The following is a 20,235-nucleotide window of genomic DNA, read 5'->3' as shown; positions in this document are numbered from 1 at the left end:
GTGTGGCAATCAAAAAGGATCTCGTAGTGATGCTCGCTCGCCCATCCCGTCGTCGTACCAACGTTCTGTCCTCCAAGCGTGAAACCGGGGAGCCGTCGCTGTGGCTGCTCAAGCCGTTGGCGCACGCGGTGGCGTTGTGTCTGGTGGCGGGCAGCGCGCAGGCGCAGACGGCGTTCAGTTCGGGCTGGTTTGCCGCCAAGGGCGCGGCGCAGCAAGCTGCGGCGGCGCGCCCAAGTGTGGGTGGCTTGCCGGGGATGACACCGCCGCTGGCGCAGCAGCAAAAGGCCAATGCGCAGTTGCAGCGCTCGATTCAGACCCTGAACAACACGGTCGCCGCGATTGCCGCGCAACAGGCGGCGCAGGCGGCGGGGCGCGCCGCCGCATTGGGCACGGTGCAGTTCGTGCCGGACGGCCTCGGCGAGGGTGGTTTGAAGGTCGACAACAGCCTGACCCAGGGCTGGCAGAACGCGAAGGGCCCGCAGCAGACTCAAGTCGATGGCAAAACCACGGTGACAATCGAGCAGACTGCCGACAAGGCAATCCTCAATTGGGAGACCTTCAACGTCGGTCGCAACACCACGGTCGATTTCGCCCAGCAGTCGAACTGGGCGGTGCTCAACCGGGTCAACGATCCGAACGCCAGGGCCAGCCAGATACAAGGCCAGATCAAGGGTAACGGCACGGTGATGCTGATCAACCGCAACGGCATCGTGTTCAGCGGTAGCAGTCAGGTCAACGTGCGCAACCTGGTAGCGGCAGCGGCGAATATCACCGATATCCAGTTCCGTGATCGGGGTCTGTATTTCGACAGCACCGGCACTCAACCGACCTTCAGCGATGCCGCCGGCAAAGTGTTAGTGGAGCGCGGTGCGTCGATTGAAACCCACAAGCCGGCGGCCTCTACCGATGCCGGCGGCTATGCGTTGCTGCTCGGCAACGAAGTGCAGAACGACGGCAGCATCAACACCGCCAAGGGCCAGACCGTGCTGGCCGCCGGTGACCGCTTCTACATCCGCAAGGGCTCGGGCACCGAAGGCAATGCGTTGTCGACCACATTCGGCAGCGAAGTCATTCCCGGCTTCAAGGCCGGAGCTGTGGCGGGCAAGGTCAGCAACAACGGACTGATCCAGTCGTCTACCGGCGACATCACAATGGCTGGTCACGAGGTCGTGCAAAACGGCGTATTGCTCGCCAGCACGTCAGTGGCGACGCGAGGCACGATTCACCTCTCCAACCCGATCACCGATACCAACGGCAGCGTGACGCTGGGGCAGGGCAGTGCCACGGCGATCATGCTCGACAGCAGCGACATGACCGCCCTCGACAGTCAGCATCAGGCCGCGCTGACGGGCGTCACGGCCAACAACCGGATCCGTGGCGACCAGTCGCGTATCGAGATCCAGAGCGGCGGCAGTGTCGAGTTCCAGAACGGCTCGATCACCCTGGCCACCGGCGGTCAGGTCGCGGTCAGCGCACAGCGCCGCAGTCTGGTGCGTGACGGTGCGATGATCGATGTGTCCGGTGCCATCGGCGTCAAGGTGGCAATGGAAAACAACAGCATCAAGATCAACGTGCAGGGCAACGAGCAGCGCGATGCGTCGGTCAACCGCGAGAAGGGCGCGCTCAACAGCAATGACGTCTGGGTCGATGTGCGCGAGCTGGTGTACGTGCCGGCCGGCACCAACGGCTACGCCACGGATCGTTGGTACACCGCCGGTGGCCTGTTGGAAGTCGGCGGTTATCTCGGCACCCAGGGCCACAGCGTCGGCGAATGGATGGCCCAGGGCGGCACGGTGAGTTTTGCCGGTAACGACGTGGTCACCGAAAAGGGCTCGCTGATCAACCTTTCCGGCGGCACCCTGGATGTGCAGAGCGGGCAGATCCGCCAAAGCTGGTTGCGTGGCGCCGATGGTCGCTTGTATGAAGTCTCTCGTGCCCCGGGGGATTTGCTCTACACCGGGCTGTACAAAGGTTATGAAGACAACAGCGAGCGCTGGGGCCAGACCAGCTACTTCTACAACCCGTTGATCGCCCCGCGCTCACGCTTCGAGTCGGGTTACACCGTGGGCCGTGATGCCGGGCAACTGGTGATTTCCACCGTTAACGCCGTGCTCGACGGGCAGATGATCGGTGACGTGTACCAGGGCGAGCGGCAGAATCAGGCGCCGAAACCGGTGCTCGATGGCTATCAGCAGAGCCAGACCGCACTGGCCCGGCGTGCGCAATTGATTGTCGGCAGTTATGACCCGACCTTTGTCGCGGCGTCGAACGGACTGCTTTACACCCTCAATCCATTGCTCGATCAGGTGCAGATCGGTGGCACGCGCCCGGTCGCCGGCAATGATCTTGATTTGACCGGCGCGGTGTCCGATGCCCGCAAGGGCAAGCTGTATCTCGATAACGATCAGCTCAACGGATTCCGCCTCGGTGCGCTCAAGGCTTCGGCCAAGGATCAGATCGCCGTTGACGGCGCGCTCACGGTCGATAACGGTGGCGACATCACCCTCTACGCCCCGGATGTGCAGGTCGGCGCCGACCTGACCGCTCGTGGCGGCAGTCTGCGTCTGGGTAACGTACTCAATCAGTTCAATGGCGGAACAAACACCGACACTCGCCTGGCGGCCAAAGCCGACAAAACGACACAAACCCGCATCGCCGAGGGCGTGCTTCTCGATACGCGAGGCCTGTGGAGCAACCTGCGTACCAATCCGGACGATAACGCCAGCCTGGCGTATCTGAACGGTGGCCTGATATCGATCCGCAGCAGCGGCGATATCGACGTCGTTGCAGGCAGCCTGCTCGACGTATCTTCCGGTGGTGCCGTGCTCGCCAATGGCAAGACGCGCGGTGGCAAGGGCGGCGACTTGACGCTGGAGTCGAGCGCTATTTCCGCGCCTGGCAAAACCCATCTGTACCTCGATGGCGAACTGCGCGGTTACGGCGTCACGGGCGGCGGTACCCTGACGGTGCAGGCCAACAAAATACTCGTCGGGCAAACGAATAAAGCCCTGGTGGAAAACACCCTGCAACTGTCCGCCGACCTGTTCAGCAAGGGGTTCTCCGCCTACAACCTGATCGGCCTGAGCGGGCTCGACGTTGCCGAAGGCACCGCAATCGACGTGAACATGCCGGTCTACCGTTTCGGCGATGCGGCACCGAACGAGGTCAGCGGCGTTGATCCGCGAACGGCGCTGGAGCTGTGGACCCCGACACTGTTCCAGGAAAACCCGACCAAGGGCGTACTGACCCAGCGCGCCGGCGCCAGCCTGACACTGCAAGGCGGCGCGACATTGGTCGACCTGATCGACGCTGCCAACAGCCCTCTAACCCTGGGCCGAGGCTCGCGTATCAGTGTCGATCCGGGGCAGAGCATCAAATTGCGTGGCGCCGGGCAGATCACCGTTGACGGTGAGCTGAATGCCTGGGGTGGCACGATCGATATTCGTCAGCAACAGTTCGGCTCGATCCAGCCGGCCACCTCCATTCAAGTGGGGGATCCGAACGCGCATAACCGCTCGATCTGGATCGGCGAACAGGCGGTGCTGGATGTCGCCGCGCGCGCCAATACAGCGACCGACACCCTGGGCCGCACCTACGGGCAGGTCGGCAAGGGCGGCAGCATCATCATCGGCGGCGAGATCGATTCGAAACTGGCAACCGCCACGGCTGCCGATGCCTACGTGATTGTGCGTCCGGGCGCGCGGCTGGATGCCTCGGGTACCGAGGCCGTTCTGGATATCGCCGGCCAGGGCCCGACCCGCGTCGCAACGGATGGCGGGCGCATCGGTTTGAGCTCCTACACCGGCCTGTTCGTCGAAGGCAACTTGCGTGCGGCGGCGGGTGGCGTGGGTGCTGCCGGTGGTCGTCTGGAACTGGCGCTGGAGACGCCGCTGTATTCCGATTCGGCGAGCAACGCGGTGCGGGCTCCGAGGGAAATGATCATCGGCCAAGCGGCAGGGAACGGGCTGCTGCCTGCGAATCTGCGCCCCGGCGAAGGCGCCGATGGCTTGCGTTACGGTCAGGGCCGCCTGAGTGCCGATGGCTTGATGACGGGCGGGTTCGACAATCTCAGCCTGCTGAGCAACGGACTGTTGTCGTTCGACGGTGACGTCAATCTGCGCATGAATCAGAGCCTCAGTCTGTTCGCCGGGGCGCTGTCTCTCGCCGAGAATTCCAAAGGCACGGCACGGATCGATTTGAGTGCTCCGTACCTGCGTCTGTCGGGTGTGGGTACTTACTTTGCCGGCTTCAGCATGATGCGCCCACGATTGCTCCCTGGCCCGACGACCCGGTTGTCCGACGCGACGTTCAATGCCTCCGCGAACCTGTTGGACGTGGGCAATGGCCTGTCCTTCGGGACTCAGGGTTCGATCCTGCAACGGCAGGCTCCGGCCGTTGAATACAGCCGTAGGGCATTCGGCGTTGTGAGCCTCGACAGCAGCGGCGACCTGCGCTTCCTCGCGCCAAATGATGGCGCGGAGAAAACCAGGCTGTGGACACCGGGCGACTTGAATCTCGGTGCGGCGCAGATCTATCCCGCCACCGGTATTCAGGCTGAGGTGCGCGTCGGTTATCAGGGCGAGGTTCCGGTGTCTCAACACACCTTGCGGATCAGCGGCCAAGGAGCTGCGCCGGCTGCAGTGCCGTACTCGGCATTCGGAAAGCTGATTTTTTCCGCCGCGTACATCGAGCAGGGCGGTGTCTTGCGTGCACCGCTGGGCAAGATCGTATTGGGTGACGATTTGCTCAGCACCACTCACGAGGTTCGTCTCCTGCCGGGCAGTCTGACTTCGGTCAGCGGTGCCGGCCTGGTCATGCCATACGGTGGCACCACGGACGGTATCGACTATCTCTACAACGGCAAGTCCGTGGTGCTCAACGGCATCACCGGTGAAACATCAGGCGTGTCGATCGGCACGCAATTCGCCGATGTGCAAAGCGGCGCGGTCATCGACCTGTCTGGCGGTGGCGACCTGCGGGGCGCCGGTTTCGTGTCCGGTCGCGGGGGGTCCACCGATGCACGTTTCAACCCGCTGGTGCGAAATGCGCCTGACGGCACCTTCAGCCTGCCGGGGCTGGCGAGCAACCCGGTCTATGCCATCGTGCCCGGCAACCAGAGCAGCTATGCGCCGATGCTGGCCGAGGCCGGTGCGGTCGATCCGCGCATCGGGCAGCAGATCACCATTGGTGCCGGCGTTCCGGGGTTGGCAGCGGGCACTTACACATTGTTGCCGTCAACGTTTGCCTTGATGCCCGGTGCGTTCCGGGTTGAAGTGAACGGTCAGGCGACACCCGGCGTGACAACCGGGGCGCTGCCATTGCGCAATGGTTCATGGACCAGTAGCGGGCAGATGTCGATTGCCAATACTGGCGTCCGGGCCAGCCTGGCCAATCAGGTCATTCTCACGCCTGCCGATGTGTTGCGTCGTTACTCGCAGTACAACGAAACCGGCTTCACCCAGTTCATCCAGAGCGACGCTGCCCGGCGCGGTGTGCCACGCGCGCAGGCACCGATGGACGGCAAGACACTGGACCTGCGCCTGGCCCCCGGCGGCAAGCAAGCCATCGCTTTGCAATTCAACGGGCGCGCGCTGTTCGACGCTGCCCCGGGCGGCATGACCGGCACGGCGGTGGTACGCGGCGGCTACGCCGGGAGCAGCTTCGAGATCCTGGGGGCGGGCCATGCACCGACCTCCGGCTTCAACGGTGTGTCGTTGTATGCCGACACGCTCAACAACCTCAATGCCGGGCGTCTGACTATCGGTGCGATGCCGAATGTCCTGTACAACACAGCCGCCAACATCATCGGTTTTTTGGGCACCAGCGCAAACATTGTCTTGCGTGAAGGGGCGATTCTGTCTGCACCGGAAGTCTTGCTGCGCACCACGTCAACGCTTGGCGGCATCACGGTCGAGGCGGGGGGCGGGATCAATACGCTGGGGCGTGGCAACGTGGCCTACGACTCAATGGCCGGTTTCATTTATGAGCCGAAAGCCTCCAGCGTGTTGCTCGTTTCCAACGGTTGGACCCAGGTACTCGCGCCGGAGCTGGCCAGTGGCATCACCGGAGCGGGCAGTATCCGGATCGGCACTTGCGCAACGAGTGCGTGCAGCAATCCGGCCCTGCTGTATTCGAACGGCAGTATCACTGCTGCCACGGATAACCAGTTCGAACTCGGTGAAGCGGTGCGTTTCGGCACCCGTCATCTGGCACTGTCGGTCGGCTCGGTCAATGCCGGCAGCGCCGAGGCGCTGGCGGCGGCAGGCAGCCGCGTGCCCGCCGGCCTCACGCTCAACCAGAACGTACTCGACCGTTTGCTGCGCGGTGATACGCAGTATGGTGCGCCGGCCCTGGAAACCCTGAGCCTGACCACCCGCGACGCCTTCAATTTCTACGGCAGCGTCAGCCTCGACACGATCGATCCACAGACCGGCCAGAGCAAACTGCAGAACCTGGTGCTGGTCACTCCGGCGATTTACGGTCTGGGCAACGCCGGCGACGTGGCGAGTATCCGTACCGCCAACCTGATCTGGAACGGTGCGACCCAAAGCCCTGGCGCTGTCATCACGGGTGGCGCGGGCACCGGCAGTGGCACGCTGGACATTCAGGCCCAGCGGATCGAGCTGGGTTACGGACCGATGCCTCAGGCCAGCGGTCTGGATCAGAACAATCGTCTGGCGCTGGGGTTCGCCAACGTCAACCTGAGCGCCAGCGAGCGCATCACCGCCAATCACAAGGGCAGCCTGGCGGTGTATCAGGAGCAGGGCGCTTACGATCCGGTCAAGGGTTACAGCTACAGCGGCGGCAATCTGAATCTGCGTACGCCTTTGCTCACTGGCGAGGCGGCATCAGTCAGCCTGCTCAAGGCCGGCAACAGCCTGACGCTCAGTGGCGCTGGGGCTGTTGGAGTGGCCAATGCACTGGGGGCGGAGTTGAACCTTGAAGCCCGCGATATCGTGCTGGACAGCCGTATCGCATTGGCCAGCGGCAAGTTGACGGTGAAGTCCGAAGGCGATTTGACCCTCGGCGGCAATTCCGTGCTGGATATGGCCGGACGTACCTTGCCGTTCAACGATGTCAGCAAGTACAGCTGGGGCGGCGACGTATCGCTGTACAGCGCCAACGGCAATATCCGTCAGGCTGCGGGCTCGCGGATCGATCTGTCGGCGAAGAACAATCAGGCCGGCAACCTCAGCGTCGTCGCTCTGGCCGATGCGGCCGGGATGGTCGATCTGCAAGGCGAGATTGTTGGCGGCAGCAGCGGTTACTACGACGCCGGGGGCACGTTGGTGCCGTACAAGGCCGGTGGCGTGGACATTCGCGCGCAGCGTCTGGGCGGTGACGCCTCTGAGCAGTTTGCCGCGCTCAATCAGCGCTTGAATGCCGGACAGGTTTACGGCAGCCGCAGCCTGCAACTCAAACAAGGCAATCTTGTGATCGGCGACGGTCTCAAGGCTGGTGAAATCAATGTGTCGGTGGACCATGGCAGCCTGACGGTGGCCGGTCTGATCGATGCCAGCGGTGAGCGCGTCGGCAGCATTCGTCTGTCGGCGAAAAACGGTCTGACCCTGGCGGGCAACAGTGTGCTCGATGCCCATGGCCGTGTGCTGCGGGTCGACAGCTACGGCAAGATCATCGATGCGCCGAACCGTGCCACGGTCGAACTCGGTTCCGGTGATGGTTTGCTGACGCTGGGCAGCGGCGCGCGCATCGACCTGCGCCACGGCACCGATGCCGTGCCCGGTTTCCTCGCCGGGCAACACGATGGAATGCTGCGCGGCACGCTGGAGTTGAACGCGCCACGCCTGGGCAGCAATGACATCGCCATCGACGCCAGCGGTGTGTTGACCATTCAGGGCGCGCGTTCTATCGGGCTCAATGGCATGCGCCGCTACACCGATGCCCGCGACGGTGCCGATCAGGCAGTCAGTGGTCGGCCGTATCAGGTGATTGATCAGGCCATGCTCGAACGCATTCACGGTGACAGCAAAGACTTTATCAATGCTGCTTTGGGCAACGGTGATCTGTTGCAACGCAAACTCGCCGGGCTGAACAACGCCACTTACGCTGACGCGTTCCATCTGCGCCCGGGCGTGGAAATTGCCAGCAAGGCTGCCGACGGTGATCTGGTGGTGGAGGGCGATCTGGACCTTTCGGGTTATCGCTATGCCAGTCTCAATCCGCACACGCGACTGAATCCGTTGGTGTACGGTTCAGGGGAGGCCGGCAGCCTGGCGATCCGCGCCGGGGGCAATCTCGACATTTACGGCAGCATCAACGACGGCTTCGCGCCGCCACCGGAAACCAAGGATGACGCCGGCTGGAAACTGATTGCCGGTGTGCAGCCATTCGGCGGCGATCTGATCGTACCGGGTAGCGGGGTTACGCTGGCCGAGGGCACGCAGTTCCCGGTGGGCGCGACGCTCAATTACGACGTGGCGATTCAGGGCGCAAGACTGGCCAGTGGCACGTTGCTGCCGACTCAGGCGGTCTTGGGCGAGGCGTACACGTTCAGCGCCGGCACTGTGCTGGCGGGGGCTATCCATGATGCCAGCGGAAATCTGTTGTATGCGGCGGGAACGTTGCTCAGCGAAAGTGTGACGTTGCCGGCGAACACTCGCCTGGGGGCCGGTATCCGCCTGAACAAGGCGACGAGTCTGCAGGCCATGACGTGGCCCAAGGGCGTGCCGTTGCCAGGGGTTTTCGACCTCGATCTTTTAACGGTTTCCGGTGTGAAACTGAGTAGCGCGCTGGCCTTGCTGCGTGGCTCGCTGATTCCTTCGATGACTGATGTAAAGCTTGCCGATGGCACTTCGCTGATTGAACTGCGTCCGTTCACGGGTGACCAGCAAGGCAAGAACTGGGCGTTGGCCAGTATGTTGCCTTCGGGCAGTGCGTCATGGTCGATGCGCGCGGTGGCGGGTGCCGATCTCGACGCGGCCGACAGTCGTACGGTGAAACCGGTGACTACCGAGGGCAATCTGCGGTTGGCAGATACTCACTACGGCGTAACAGTCGTTACCGCTGCAGGGAAAATGGTTTGGGCTGCAGATAACCCGGACTTCACCCCTTATGAGCCCGTGCCCGATGACATGATGATCTTTTGTGACTCGATCCCCGGTTACTGCGCCCCTATGGCCCGTTGGGTCTGGGCGCCGGGCAGCGGAATGGGGGCGGATTACGAGCCCGTCCCTGAAGACTTCTACGTCATCTGCGATTTGCAACCGGAACTCTGTATCGGCAACAACCCGGGCAAAACCGCCAAGGCCCACTCCCAAATGTTCAGCGTCCTGCGCACCGGGACCGGCGATCTCGACCTGATGGCCGCGGGCAACCTGAGCATGGATTCACCCTTTGGTGTGTATACCGCGGGCACTCAGTCAGCGAATATCGACCCGTTGTACAACCAGAAGCGCGGGCATCTGTCGGACAACAATTCGGTGTTGGGCACTGCCGGCGCTGATTATGAAAAATGGGTCAACGGCGGCACCGACAGCCTTTATCAAGCCTGGTATCCCGAGCTGGGTGGCAACCTGACGATCAACGCCGGAGGGGCGGTTTCCGGAGACTCGGTGGGGACCAAACCCCCGTCGGCCTTCAGCACATTCCGCGAGCAGATCGCCAGTGTCGCGGTGGGCAACTGGCTGTGGCGCCAAGGCACCGGTAACCCGGATGTGCCCACGGCCTGGTGGATCAACTTCGGCAGCTACGCCACCCAACTGATGCCGGACTCGTACACCAATACCGAACCGTATCTGGTCGGGTTCACGGGTTTTGGCACTTTGGGTGGCGGCAATATAAGCCTGCGGACCGGTGGTGATGCCGGCATGCTCAAACCGTTGGGTGATGCCGCGACTTATCCTCGAAGCCAAGGGCTGATCGTCGCGGTGGGCAGCACCGGTCGAGTCGCCCGCGATGGCAGCGTGCAGATGACGGGCGGCGGTGACATGGATATTCGCGTAGGCGGCGCACTTAATCCATCGCTGCAGGCACGGGCCGGGGACAACGGGACTCGCGCACCGAAACATGATTTGCAAGGTGCGTTGATCAACCTGCGCGGCGCGGCGCAATTGACCAGCAGCGCATTGGGCGGTGTCAACCTGAAGTATGGTGCTCAGTCACAGCGCCATGACGCCCGCGAAACCCGTGCACTGGATCCGTTCAACTCGACAGTCGCCAATGCTTCCGGTGGGCTGGTACTGATTCCCGGTGACTCTGGCATGAGCCTCAGCTCCCGTGGCGATCTGGTATTGGGAGGCGCAGCCGATCCCGGTCGCGTGGTTTTGAAAAACGCCACGCCGCTGTTTGATGGCAACGGAGATATCCGTACCGGCGGCATCCTCAGTGGTTTTTCGTTGTGGACCGAACACACGGCCATCGATCTGTTCTCGGCGGGTGGCAACCTCACCCCGAGTACTCAACTGGCGGAAATTGCGCCGAACGGGAGCAAAGTCACCGGTGCCAACACATCGCCGAGCGACGGACGTTTCGTGTATCCATCGATCCTGCGCGCCGTCGCTGCTCAAGGTTCGATTTATGCCGGGCCATCGGCTGCCTACGGCGAAGGCAATTTTGCTCCGGCCACTGCCTATTCGTTGTTGCTGGCGCCATCGACGTCTGGACAGCTTGAGTTGTTGGCAGGTGATTCCATCTACGCCGGTGGCTATGCGATCAACCAGTCCGGGGCGAGTCCGTTGGCCATCGCCACGCCGTTCAAGCCCGCATTCGAGGCCTTTGCCAACAGCACCAATTTCAAACCGCTGAACAGCAATTACGGCGGCGACGGTGTCAAGTCGGATGGCAATACACGGTATCCATTGTTCGCCTTTGGCCCCAACAGCTATTCGGGGCTGAACGATGTTCAGCAGCCTGCACGCTTCTATGCGTTGACCGGCGATTTGGTAGGTGTGCGTACGGGTGAGACTTTGAGTTTCGGTACATCCAAACGCACCTGGTACGAGGCAGCGGGCCCGGTCTGGATGATCGCCGGTCGCGACATCGTGGCGTCCGGCACCAATCTTGGGGAGCCAACGTCAGCCCCGCCCAATGAGATGGGCATCGGTCAGGAAAGCATCACGTCCACCGGCAACCTGTTCGTCCACAATGATCCACGAGACGTATCGCGAGTGTCGGCAGGCCGCGACATTCTCTACAGCAGCTTCGATATCGCCGGGCCTGGAACGCTGGATATCAATGCCGGGCGCAACATCCTCATGGAAAACCGCGCCAGCATCACCAGCCTCGGCTCGCTGGTGGCCGGCGATAAGCAACCGGGCGCCAGCGTGGTATTGCAGGCCGGTGTGGGCGCGCAGGGGCCGGATTACTCGCGGTTCATCGCCCGTTACCTCAACCCGCAGAATCTCGCCGACCCCAATGCGTCCCTCAGCGCTCAGCCGGGCAAAGTGGTCAAGACTTACCTCGACGAACTGCAGAGCTGGCTGACCCTCGGCTATGGCTTCAGCGGCAACGCCGAACAGGCGCAAGTCTTCTTCGCCGCGCTGCCGAGCGCCGAGCAGGCGATCTTCGCCCGTCAGGTGTATTTCGCCGAATTGCGTGCCGGCGGTCTTGAGTACAACGATGTCGATGGCCCGCGCAAAGGCAGTTATCTGCGCGGTCGTAATGCCATTGCCTCGTTGTTCCCGACTACCGATGTGGCCGGCAACCCGATCCGTTATGACGGCGATATCACGCTTTACGGCGGCGCCGGGGTCAAGACGCTGTTCGGTGGCGACATCCAGATGCTCACGCCGGGCGGTGGTCAGGTGTTCGGCATCGAGGGCGCTGCGCCGCCCTCGACGGCGGGGATCATCACCCAGGGCTCGGGAAACATTCAGCTCTACTCCGAGGGCAGCATTCTGCTGGGACAGAGCCGGATCATGACCACGTTTGGCGGCTCGATCCTTGGCTGGTCAGCCGAGGGCGACATCAACGCCGGTCGCGGTTCGAAAACCACCGTGGTCTACACCCCGCCGAAACGCGTTTACGACACCTGGGGCAACGTGACCCTGTCGCCATCGGTGCCAAGCACCGGCGCCGGTATCGCCACGCTCAACCCGATTGCCGAAGTGGCGCCGGGGGACATCGACCTGATCGCGCCGCTGGGCACTATCGATGCGGGCGAGGCGGGGATTCGCGTCTCGGGCAACGTCAACATCGCCGCGCTGACGGTGGTCAACGCCGCCAACATTTCGGTGCAGGGCAAGGCGACCGGCGTGCCGGTGGTCTCGGCGGTCAACACCGGGGCGATCACTTCGGCCAGTTCCGCTGCGTCCTCGGCAACCCAGGCCGCGGAAGACGTCGCCCGTCAGCAGCAAGCCGCCTCGCGTCAGAACCAGGCCTCGGTGTTCACCGTGCAGGTGCTCAGCTTCGGCAACGAACAATTGGCCCCGACCCGAGACGGCGCCAGCCGGGCACCGACCCCGGGCTACAACCCCAACAGCCCGGTGCAGGTGCTGGGCGCCGGGGCGCTGGATGAACAGGCGAAACAGCAGCTGACCGAAGAGGAGCGGGGACAGCTGACGTTGTAAAAGGACTCTCGTGTAGTACGTTTGGGCGGCCATTTGGCCGCCCTTTTTTTATGTTGCTGAAGTCCGTGGGTATTGTCGTCGGGTGTGGACTAACGTCAGTATTTTGATGTGCCCGTTCACTCGATAGATCAGCAGATAGTTTGGATTGACCACCATTTCCCGAGTGCCTGGCGCTCGACCGGACCGGTAACCATAGGGGATTGATGAAAGCCTTTGCGTTGCTGCACCAACCTTGTACTGCAGAGCCGTTGAAGCGTTTGAGTTGTATTGTTCAATGTAATCGATAATGTCAGCCAGATCGTCCAGAGCTTGATCGCTCCATTCAAGCGGCAGCGCGTCGATTCTTGCGTCTCTCTTCTAATAACTGGTCGAGCCGCACCATGGCTTCCTCATGGGGAATGCCCGGGCGAGGATCATCCAGTACAGCCTGCACCTTGGCACGAAACCAGCGATCGTAGCTCTCGGCCTCTTCTTCGGATTCGAAGTCAGCGTAAAACGGGGAATGCAATATGCTCATAGTGATCTCCGTGATCAATTTCAGCAGTTTAAGGGGGAATGGCCCATTGTCGTCACTGGCAGACGATGTACCCCATGAGCCCTTGAAGAACCATGGGATAACGAAGCCCAGTATCTGCAAGCACCCCTTTGAAATCTGCCGGACGTTTCCCACCGTTGTCCGGCAATCTCGACCGCCGCTGTAGGCCTATTCCCGCCCTCTGTTTTTCACGTTTTCAGCCTACAAATCCGCGCACGCCTTCCTACAAACGCACTCAGAACGCATACGGAATACTCACCTTCGCCCACAACATTTCCCCCTCTGGCCGGTTCTCTACGTCGAACTCCTTGGCCCAGCGAATCTCCGCGCTGGCGTACTTGAGGAAGGTGAAGTGCAGCGCCGGGCCGATGGCGAAGACCTTGCCGCGTACCCCGTCGTTCACGTTTTCGCCGGCGAACTGCACGGTGTGGCCGAACTGTTTGTCGTCGGTGGTCTGCTTGAGGTAGTAGCCGTTGATGCCGAGCATCAGGTCGTCGGTGATCTTGTAGCTGGCCGAGTAATCGAAGTGGAAGATCTGCCCGGACTTGTAGTCGGTGTCCTTGTTTTTCTCGTTGAAGCTGTAGGTGGTTTTCATCGACACCTCGGTGCGTTCGGTCGGCAGCCAGGTGAAGGAGAACAGCGGTTTGTAGGTGTAGAAATTGTTGCTGGTGTTGGCCAGGCGATCGACGCTGTATTCGCCGGTGGGCACGGTGATTTCCACGGCGGCGCCGAGGGTCAGGTCTTTGCCCATGTCCCACAGGATGATCGGCGCGATGGTGGTATCGCCCATGCCTTCGCGGGTGTCGCTCTGGCCGAACACCGAAACTTCCTGCTTGAGCCATGGCTGGGCGATGTAACCGGCCAGGCGCCCGCCGAAGATCCGCACCGGGCTCAGGTAGTCGAGACGCGGGATGACGGCGGTGGATTCGATCTCGACATTTGGCACCTTGCCGCCGAACGAACTGATGTTGAGCTTCCGCGCCTTGTAGTGGTTGTAGTAGAGGTTGAAGGCGACCATGTTCTCCGGAAGGCTGTCGACTTCCATCGGCAGCATGAAGAAGCCGTCGGTGCCGGGGCCGATGTTGTCGACGCCGGCTTCGGTGGCCAGCGCCGGCAGGGTCGCGGCGCAGCCGAGCAGGCTCAGCGCCAGTCGCACAGGGAATGTCGCGCGGTTCGGGGTCATGTCCGTCCTCATTATTATTGTGTTTGGGCGCACCGCCGGCACGCAGGACGCCCGGCCACTATAGAAATAAGCCCTTGGCGCACGTCAGGGCAGGGTATTGGCGGACACGGAAGGGGACTTCTGCGGACAGTCCGCCAACCCTGTGCTAACTTCCTTCGACATAACCGGTTACAAAAATAACAATCAGCGTGATCCGGAATGTCAGCCTCCATGAACGTAAAAGTCCAAGACCCCACCTTCGAACTGGCGTTGGTGTCGCCATTTCTCCTGCAAACCCTGGCCGAAGTCGCCGCCAACAAGGGCATCGAGCCGCAGAGCCTGTGCCGTGGCCTGGGTTTCGATTTCGAAGACCTGCAGGATCCGGCGCAGCGGATTTCCTACCGCCAGGCCGTGGCCATGATCCAGCGTGCGCTTAAAGCGTTGCCCAATCAGGGACTGGGCCTGTGGGTCGGTGCGCAGAACGTGCTCGGGACGTTGGGGCTGCTGGGACATGTGTTGTCGCTGTGCAAGACCTTGCGCGATGCGTTCGAAATCGGGGTTCGGCATCAGCACACTTCCGGCGGGATTGTGGTTTCCAGCGTCGATGTGGTGGGCGATCAGGTGTACGTCGACGTTGAATGCCGGCTGCCGTTCGCCGAGGTGCAGGTGTTTGCGGTCGAAGAGTTTTACGCCAGCCTGTTGGTCTATGGGCGGGCGCTGGTGGGCGAGACGTTCAAGCCGATAGCCGTGGAGTTCATGCACGCCGCGCCGGATTACGTCGATGAATACCGGCGGCTGCTGGGGCCGGAGGTGCGCTTCGGGTGTCTGCACAATCGCATGCTGATCGACGTGCAGTGGCTGGATGTGAACCTGCCCAACCATCATTCGCTGGCGCTGCGTCAGGCGGTCAAGTTGCTGGAGCTGGAAGCGGCGCAGGTTCACCAGAAACTTGATCTGATCCAGGCCGTGGAGCGGGCGATTGCCCGGGATTTGAGCCGGGGCAGCCACATCGAAAAGATTGCTGGTGATCTGAATATGAGCAGCCGTACTTTGCGTCGGCGGCTGACTGAACACTCGCTGACGTTTGAGGCGCTGCTGGAGCAGGTGCGGCAGGCGCGAACCATGAGTTTGCTGGCCAATCCTGAGATGCCGATCGAGCGGATTACCGAGGAGGTCGGCTATAGCGATGTGCGCAGTTTTCGGCGGGCGTTCAAGCGGTGGACGGGGAAGAGCCCAAGTGCTTGGCGCATAGAGAGTTCTGTGATTTGACTTGAGACCGATCCCCCTCACCCCAGCCCTCTCCCGGAGGGAGAGGGGGCCGATTGGGGGATGCTCAAGAGGTTCACCGACCTGAACGATCCGCTTTGAATCCACAGTCGACTCGGTCTTTCAAGTCGCTGTATCTCCAACAAACAACTCGGTCGGCTCCCTCTCCCTCCGGGAGAGGGCTGGGGTGAGGGCGCTTTTGACGTTATCCAACCCATTTCAAACCCCCACAAACCCTCCGCCTACAGTTAAACTCCGCGCTCTTTCCCAAGGAGTTCACATGAGTTACTACCAGCCGGGCATCCTCGCCACCCCAGTTCCGCCGCAAGCACGTCATCTGTTTTTCGCCCTTGAGTCGGTTGAAGCGCTGCCGCAGGCGATCGACAACCTGCTGAACCTGGTGGACGGCAAGTCGGCGGTGGTCGGTTTCGGTGAGTCCCTGGCCAAGGCCCTGAATGTGAACATCGACGGCCTGCGCAGCTTCCCGGCGCTCACCGGCGTCGGCGTGGAAAACCCGTCGACCCAGCACGCCCTGTGGGTCTGGCTGCACGGCGTCGACCGTGGCGAGCTGCTCAATCGCAGTACCGCACTTGAGGCCGCACTGGCCCCGGCGCTGCGTCTGGTGCAGATGCAGGAAGCCTTCCGCCACAAGGACGGCCATGACCTCACCGGTTATGAAGACGGCACCGAAAACCCGCATGACGAAGCCGCCATCGCCGCCGCACTGCAAAGTGAAGGTGCCGAAGGTCTGGTCGGTGGCAGCTTCGCCGCGATCCAGCAATGGCAGCACGACCTCAAGGGTTTCCATGCGCTGTCCGCCGAGGACAAGGACAACATCATGGGCCGTCGCCTGAGCGACAACGAAGAGATCGACGATGCGCCGGTATCGGCCCACGTCAAACGCACCGCTCAGGAAAGCTTCGCCCCGGAAGCCTTCGTCGTGCGCCGCTCGATGCCGTGGATCGAAGGCGACCGTGCCGGCCTGATGTTCCTGGCATTCGGTTTCTCCCTCGACGCCTTCGAAGCGCAACTGCGCCGCATGAGCGGTCTGGAAGACGGCATCACCGACGGTCTGTACCGCATCAGCCGGCCGATTACCGGCGGCTACTACTGGTGCCCGCCGCTGCAAAACGGCCACCTCGATCTGCGCGCGCTGCGCATCGGCTGAGGCACAAGCATGAACGTGGTGCGTTGGGGCATGATCGGTTGCGGCAGCGTCGCTGAACGCAAGAGCGGGCCGGCCTTCTATAAGGCGCCCGGTTCTGCGTTGGTGGCGGTAATGGGCCGACGCCTCGAAGCCGTGACCGATTACGCCACGCGCCACGGCATCGCCCGGACGTACACCGACGTCGATGCCCTGATCAACGACCCCGAGGTGGACGCGGTGTACATCGCCACGCCACCCGACAGTCACCACGCCTACAGCCTGAAAGTCGCCGCCGCCGGCAAGCATTGCTGCGTGGAAAAACCCATGGCACTCAACGCCAAGCAAAGCCGCGAGATGCAGCAGGTGTTTGCTGATGCCAGCCTGCACCTGTTCGTCTCCTATTACCGTCGTTCACTGCCGCGTTTCCAGCAGGTTCGGCAATGGCTGGAGCAGGGGCGCATCGGCGAAGTCCGGCACTTGAGCTGGACGCTGACCAAGGCACCATCGCCCAAGGATCTGGACGGTAGCGCAAACTGGCGCACCGATCCGGCAGTGGCCGGTGGCGGGTACTTCGCGGATCTGGCCAGCCATGGTTTTGACCTGTTCCAGTACCTGCTCGGCGACATCGTGGAAGTCGCCGGCTTCACCGCGCGTCAGGCCGGGCTTTATGCGGCGGAGGATGCGGTCAGCGCCAGTTGGCGATTCGCCTCGGGCGCGTTGGGCATGGGCTGCTGGAGCTTTGTTGCGGACCGCCGTGAGGATCGGGTCGAGATCATCGGCAGCCAAGGGCGGATCGGTTTTTCGGTGTTCGACGAGCATCCGGTCGAGCTGCACGCCGATGAACACGTCAGCCTGGAAATCTCCCATCACGAACACATCCAGTGGCACCACGTGCTGGGCATGAACGCGCAGATTCGAGGTGAGTCCCGGCACCCGGCAGTTGCGGCCGAAGCCCTGAAGACCGATTGGGTCATGGATCAGATTCTCAAGCGCCACTGAAGGCGTATCTAACCTTATGCTCATTCGGTATTTCTCAAGCTTGTCATAACGTCTCTAAGATCACGTCATAACTCGTTATAACAAGTGATCCCGTGATGACCGATAACGTTCTCTCCCTTGGCAGCGTTCCTCTGCACACCCAACTGCGCGACGTGCTGCGCGCCCGCATTCTCGACGGCGAATACCCACAAGACAGCCAGATGCCGTCCGAAAGCGAGCTTGGCACGCTGTTCAAGGTCAGCCGCATCACCGTGCGCCAGGCCCTGGGCGATCTGCAGAAAGAAGGGCTGATCTTCAAGATCCACGGCAAAGGCACCTTTGTCGCCAAACCCAAGACCTTTCAAAACGTCAGCACCTTGCAAGGCCTCGCCGAGTCCATGACCGGCCGTGGCTACGAGGTGATCAACCGCCTGCGCAGCTTCAAATTCATCGCCGCCGACAAACTGGTCGCCGAGCGTTTGCAGGTCGCCGAGGGCGAAATCGTCGCCCAGATCAAACGCGTACGCCTGATCAACCGCGAGCCGATTTCGCTGGAAATCACCTATCTGCCCAAAGCAGTCGGCGAGCGGCTGGAGAAGGCTGATCTGGTCACCCGCGACATCTTCCTGATCCTCGAAAACGACTGCGGAATCGCCCTTGGCCACGCCGATCTGGCCATCGACGCGGTGCTGGCCGACAGCGACCTGACCCAGGCGCTGAACGTCGAAGCCGGCTCGCCGATCATGCGCATCGAGCGTCTGACTCACGACGCCAACGGCCAGCCGCTGGACTTCGAACACCTTTACTACCGTGGCGATGCGTTCCAGTACCGCCTGCGGATCGACCGGCAAAAAGGGGCCTGAACATGACCCGCAATACCTTAGAGCAGGAATACGACATCGTCGTGATCGGCGGCGGCACCGCTGGCCCGATGGCCGCGATCAAGGCCAAGGAAAAGAACAAGGAATTGCGCGTGCTGTTGGTCGACAAGGCCAACGTCAAGCGCAGCGGTGCGATCAGCATGGGCATGGACGGCCTGAACAACGCGATCATTCCCGGCCACTCGACGCCCGAGCAGTACACCAAGGAAATCACCATCGCCAACGACGGCATTGTCAATCAGGCGGCGGTGTACGCCTACGCGACGCACAGTTTCGAAACCATCGAGCAGCTCGACCGCTGGGGCGTGAAGTTCGAGAAGGACGAAACCGGCGATTACGCGGTGAAGAAAGTCCACCACATGGGCGCCTATGTGCTGCCGATGCCGGAAGGGCACGACATCAAGAAAGTCCTGTATCGCCAGTTGAAGCGCGCGCGGGTGAGCATTACCAACCGCCTGGTCTGCACCCGTTTGCTGACCGACGAGGAGGGCGCCGTCAACGGTGTGATGGGGTTCGACTGCCGCACCGCCGACTTCCACGTGATCAAGGCCAAGGCAGTGATCCTCGCTTGCGGCGCGGCCGGGCGACTCGGTCTGCCGTCCTCGGGTTACCTGATGGGCACCTACGAAAACCCGACCAACGCCGGCGACGGTTACGCCATGGCGTATCACGCCGGTGCGGAACTGGCGAACCTCGAGTGCTTCCAGATCAACCCGCTGATCAAGGACTACAACGGCCCGGCCTGCGCGTACGTCACCGGCCCGCTCGGCGGCTACACCGCCAACAACAAGGGCGAACGCTTCATCGAGTGCGACTACTGGAGCGGGCAGATGATGTGGGAATTCCACCAGGAACTGGAGAGCGGCAACGGCCCGGTGTTCCTCAAACTCGATCACCTGGCCGAGGAAACCATCCAGAACATCGAGGAAATCCTGCACAGCAACGAGCGCCCGAGTCGTGGCCAGTTCCACGCCAATCGCGGCACCGACTACCGCACGCAGATGGTCGAGATGCACATCTCGGAAATCGGTTTTTGCAGCGGTCACTCGGCGTCCGGCGTGTGGGTCAACGAGCGGGCCGAAACGTCGGTGAAAGGTTTGTACTCGGCCGGTGACATGGCCGCCGTGCCGCACAACTACATGCTTGGCGCGTTCACCTACGGCTGGTTCGCGGGTCACAACGCGGCGGAGTTTGTCGCCGGGCGCGAGTTCTCCGCACTGGATGCCGAGCAGATCGAGAAAGAAAAGGCCCGGGTCTACGCACCGCTGGATCGCGAACACGGTCTGCCGCCGGCGCAGGTCGAGTACAAGCTGCGGCGCTTCGTCAACGACTACCTGCAACCGCCGAAAGTGACCAAGAAAATGGAAATCGGCCTGCAACGCTTCAGCGACATCGAGCGCGATCTCAACGAAATGAAGGCCAACAACGCCCACGAACTGATGCGCGCCATGGAAACCAGCGTGATCCGCGACTGCGCCGAAATGGCCGCCCGCGCCTCACTGTTCCGCGCTGAAAGCCGCTGGGGCTTGTACCACTATCGCGTCGATCACCCGCAACGGGACGACCGCGAATGGTTCTGCCACTGCCACCTGAAGAAGGGCGAGGACGGGCGCATGACCAGTTTCAAGAAAGCCGTCGAGCCTTACATCATCCCCCTCGATGCCGAGGAAATGCAGGCTTACGACCGCCTTCGGGTCGGCGCTTTCGCCGCTTGATGCATCACTAGAGAGAGTCCGAAC

At 62.1% G+C, this 20,235-nt stretch carries 9 protein-coding genes; 6 read left to right on the top strand and 3 right to left on the bottom strand.

From position 1 onward, the window contains the following. Nucleotides 1–29: 29 nt before the first annotated feature. Nucleotides 30–12,527 carry a filamentous haemagglutinin family protein gene (locus M5G18_RS07285; protein WP_273897335.1) on the top strand — a complete coding sequence of 4,166 codons (12,498 nt, stop codon included), beginning with the start codon at nt 30–32 and terminating at the stop codon, nt 12,525–12,527. Nucleotides 12,528–12,575: 48 nt separating this feature from the next. Here the strand turns inward: M5G18_RS07285 and M5G18_RS07280 are convergent, their stop codons facing one another. From M5G18_RS07280 to M5G18_RS07270, 3 genes are all read right to left on the bottom strand, one after another. After that, nucleotides 12,576–12,803 (bottom strand): type II toxin-antitoxin system RelE/ParE family toxin, encoded by a 228-nt coding sequence (locus tag M5G18_RS07280; RefSeq protein ID WP_273897598.1) that lies wholly within the window; start codon nt 12,801–12,803, stop codon nt 12,576–12,578. A gap of 46 nt (nt 12,804–12,849) precedes the next feature. Next, nucleotides 12,850–13,044, bottom strand: a complete 195-nt coding sequence (relB, locus tag M5G18_RS07275; protein WP_273897334.1) for a type II toxin-antitoxin system RelB family antitoxin — start codon at nt 13,042–13,044, stop codon at nt 12,850–12,852. Nucleotides 13,045–13,297: 253 nt separating this feature from the next. Next, the gene (locus tag M5G18_RS07270) at nt 13,298–14,245 is read right to left on the bottom strand and encodes a SphA family protein (protein WP_273897333.1); all 948 of its coding nucleotides are present in this window, start codon (nt 14,243–14,245) and stop codon (nt 13,298–13,300) included. A 210-nt stretch (nt 14,246–14,455) separates the two neighbouring features. Between M5G18_RS07270 and M5G18_RS07265 the strand changes: the two genes are divergently transcribed. From M5G18_RS07265 to M5G18_RS07245, 5 genes are all read left to right on the top strand, one after another. Then, nucleotides 14,456–15,493: an AraC family transcriptional regulator gene (locus M5G18_RS07265; protein ID WP_273897332.1), complete on the top strand. Its 1,038-nt coding sequence runs from the start codon at nt 14,456–14,458 to the stop codon at nt 15,491–15,493. A 277-nt stretch (nt 15,494–15,770) separates the two neighbouring features. Further along, the gene (locus M5G18_RS07260; RefSeq protein ID WP_273897331.1) at nt 15,771–16,658 is read left to right on the top strand and encodes a Dyp-type peroxidase; all 888 of its coding nucleotides are present in this window, start codon (nt 15,771–15,773) and stop codon (nt 16,656–16,658) included. Between the two features lie 9 nt (nt 16,659–16,667). Beyond that, on the top strand, nt 16,668–17,636 hold the full coding sequence (locus M5G18_RS07255; RefSeq protein WP_273897330.1) for a Gfo/Idh/MocA family protein: 969 nt from the start codon (nt 16,668–16,670) through the stop codon (nt 17,634–17,636). Between the two features lie 95 nt (nt 17,637–17,731). Beyond that, a complete protein-coding gene (locus M5G18_RS07250; protein ID WP_085603142.1) occupies nt 17,732–18,478 on the top strand; it encodes a GntR family transcriptional regulator in 747 nt (248 codons plus the stop codon). Nucleotides 18,479–18,480: 2 nt separating this feature from the next. Continuing rightward, nucleotides 18,481–20,211: a fumarate reductase/succinate dehydrogenase flavoprotein subunit gene (locus M5G18_RS07245; RefSeq protein ID WP_192558181.1), complete on the top strand. Its 1,731-nt coding sequence runs from the start codon at nt 18,481–18,483 to the stop codon at nt 20,209–20,211. Nucleotides 20,212–20,235 lie beyond the last annotated feature (24 nt).

It is taken from the genome of Pseudomonas aphyarum (assembly GCF_028657055.1).
Taxonomy (GTDB): domain Bacteria; phylum Pseudomonadota; class Gammaproteobacteria; order Pseudomonadales; family Pseudomonadaceae; genus Aquipseudomonas; species Aquipseudomonas aphyarum.
The sequence above is the reverse complement of the archived record's forward strand: the minus strand, read 5'-3'. Positions and strand labels throughout refer to the sequence as shown.

Excerpts from the sequence above, each read along its gene's own strand:
- M5G18_RS07260 (WP_273897331.1), top strand. The coding sequence starts at position 15,771 with ATGAGTTACTACCAGCCGGGCATCCTCGCCACCCCAGTTCCGCCGCAA.
- M5G18_RS07265 (WP_273897332.1), top strand. The coding sequence starts at position 14,456 with ATGAACGTAAAAGTCCAAGACCCCACCTTCGAACTGGCGTTGGTGTCG.
- M5G18_RS07285 (WP_273897335.1), top strand. The coding sequence starts at position 30 with ATGCTCGCTCGCCCATCCCGTCGTCGTACCAACGTTCTGTCCTCCAAG.
- M5G18_RS07245 (WP_192558181.1), top strand. The coding sequence starts at position 18,481 with ATGACCCGCAATACCTTAGAGCAGGAATACGACATCGTCGTGATCGGC.
- M5G18_RS07255 (WP_273897330.1), top strand. The coding sequence starts at position 16,668 with ATGAACGTGGTGCGTTGGGGCATGATCGGTTGCGGCAGCGTCGCTGAA.
- M5G18_RS07250 (WP_085603142.1), top strand. The coding sequence starts at position 17,732 with ATGACCGATAACGTTCTCTCCCTTGGCAGCGTTCCTCTGCACACCCAA.
- relB (WP_273897334.1), bottom strand. The coding sequence starts at position 13,044 with ATGAGCATATTGCATTCCCCGTTTTACGCTGACTTCGAATCCGAAGAA.
- M5G18_RS07270 (WP_273897333.1), bottom strand. The coding sequence starts at position 14,245 with ATGACCCCGAACCGCGCGACATTCCCTGTGCGACTGGCGCTGAGCCTG.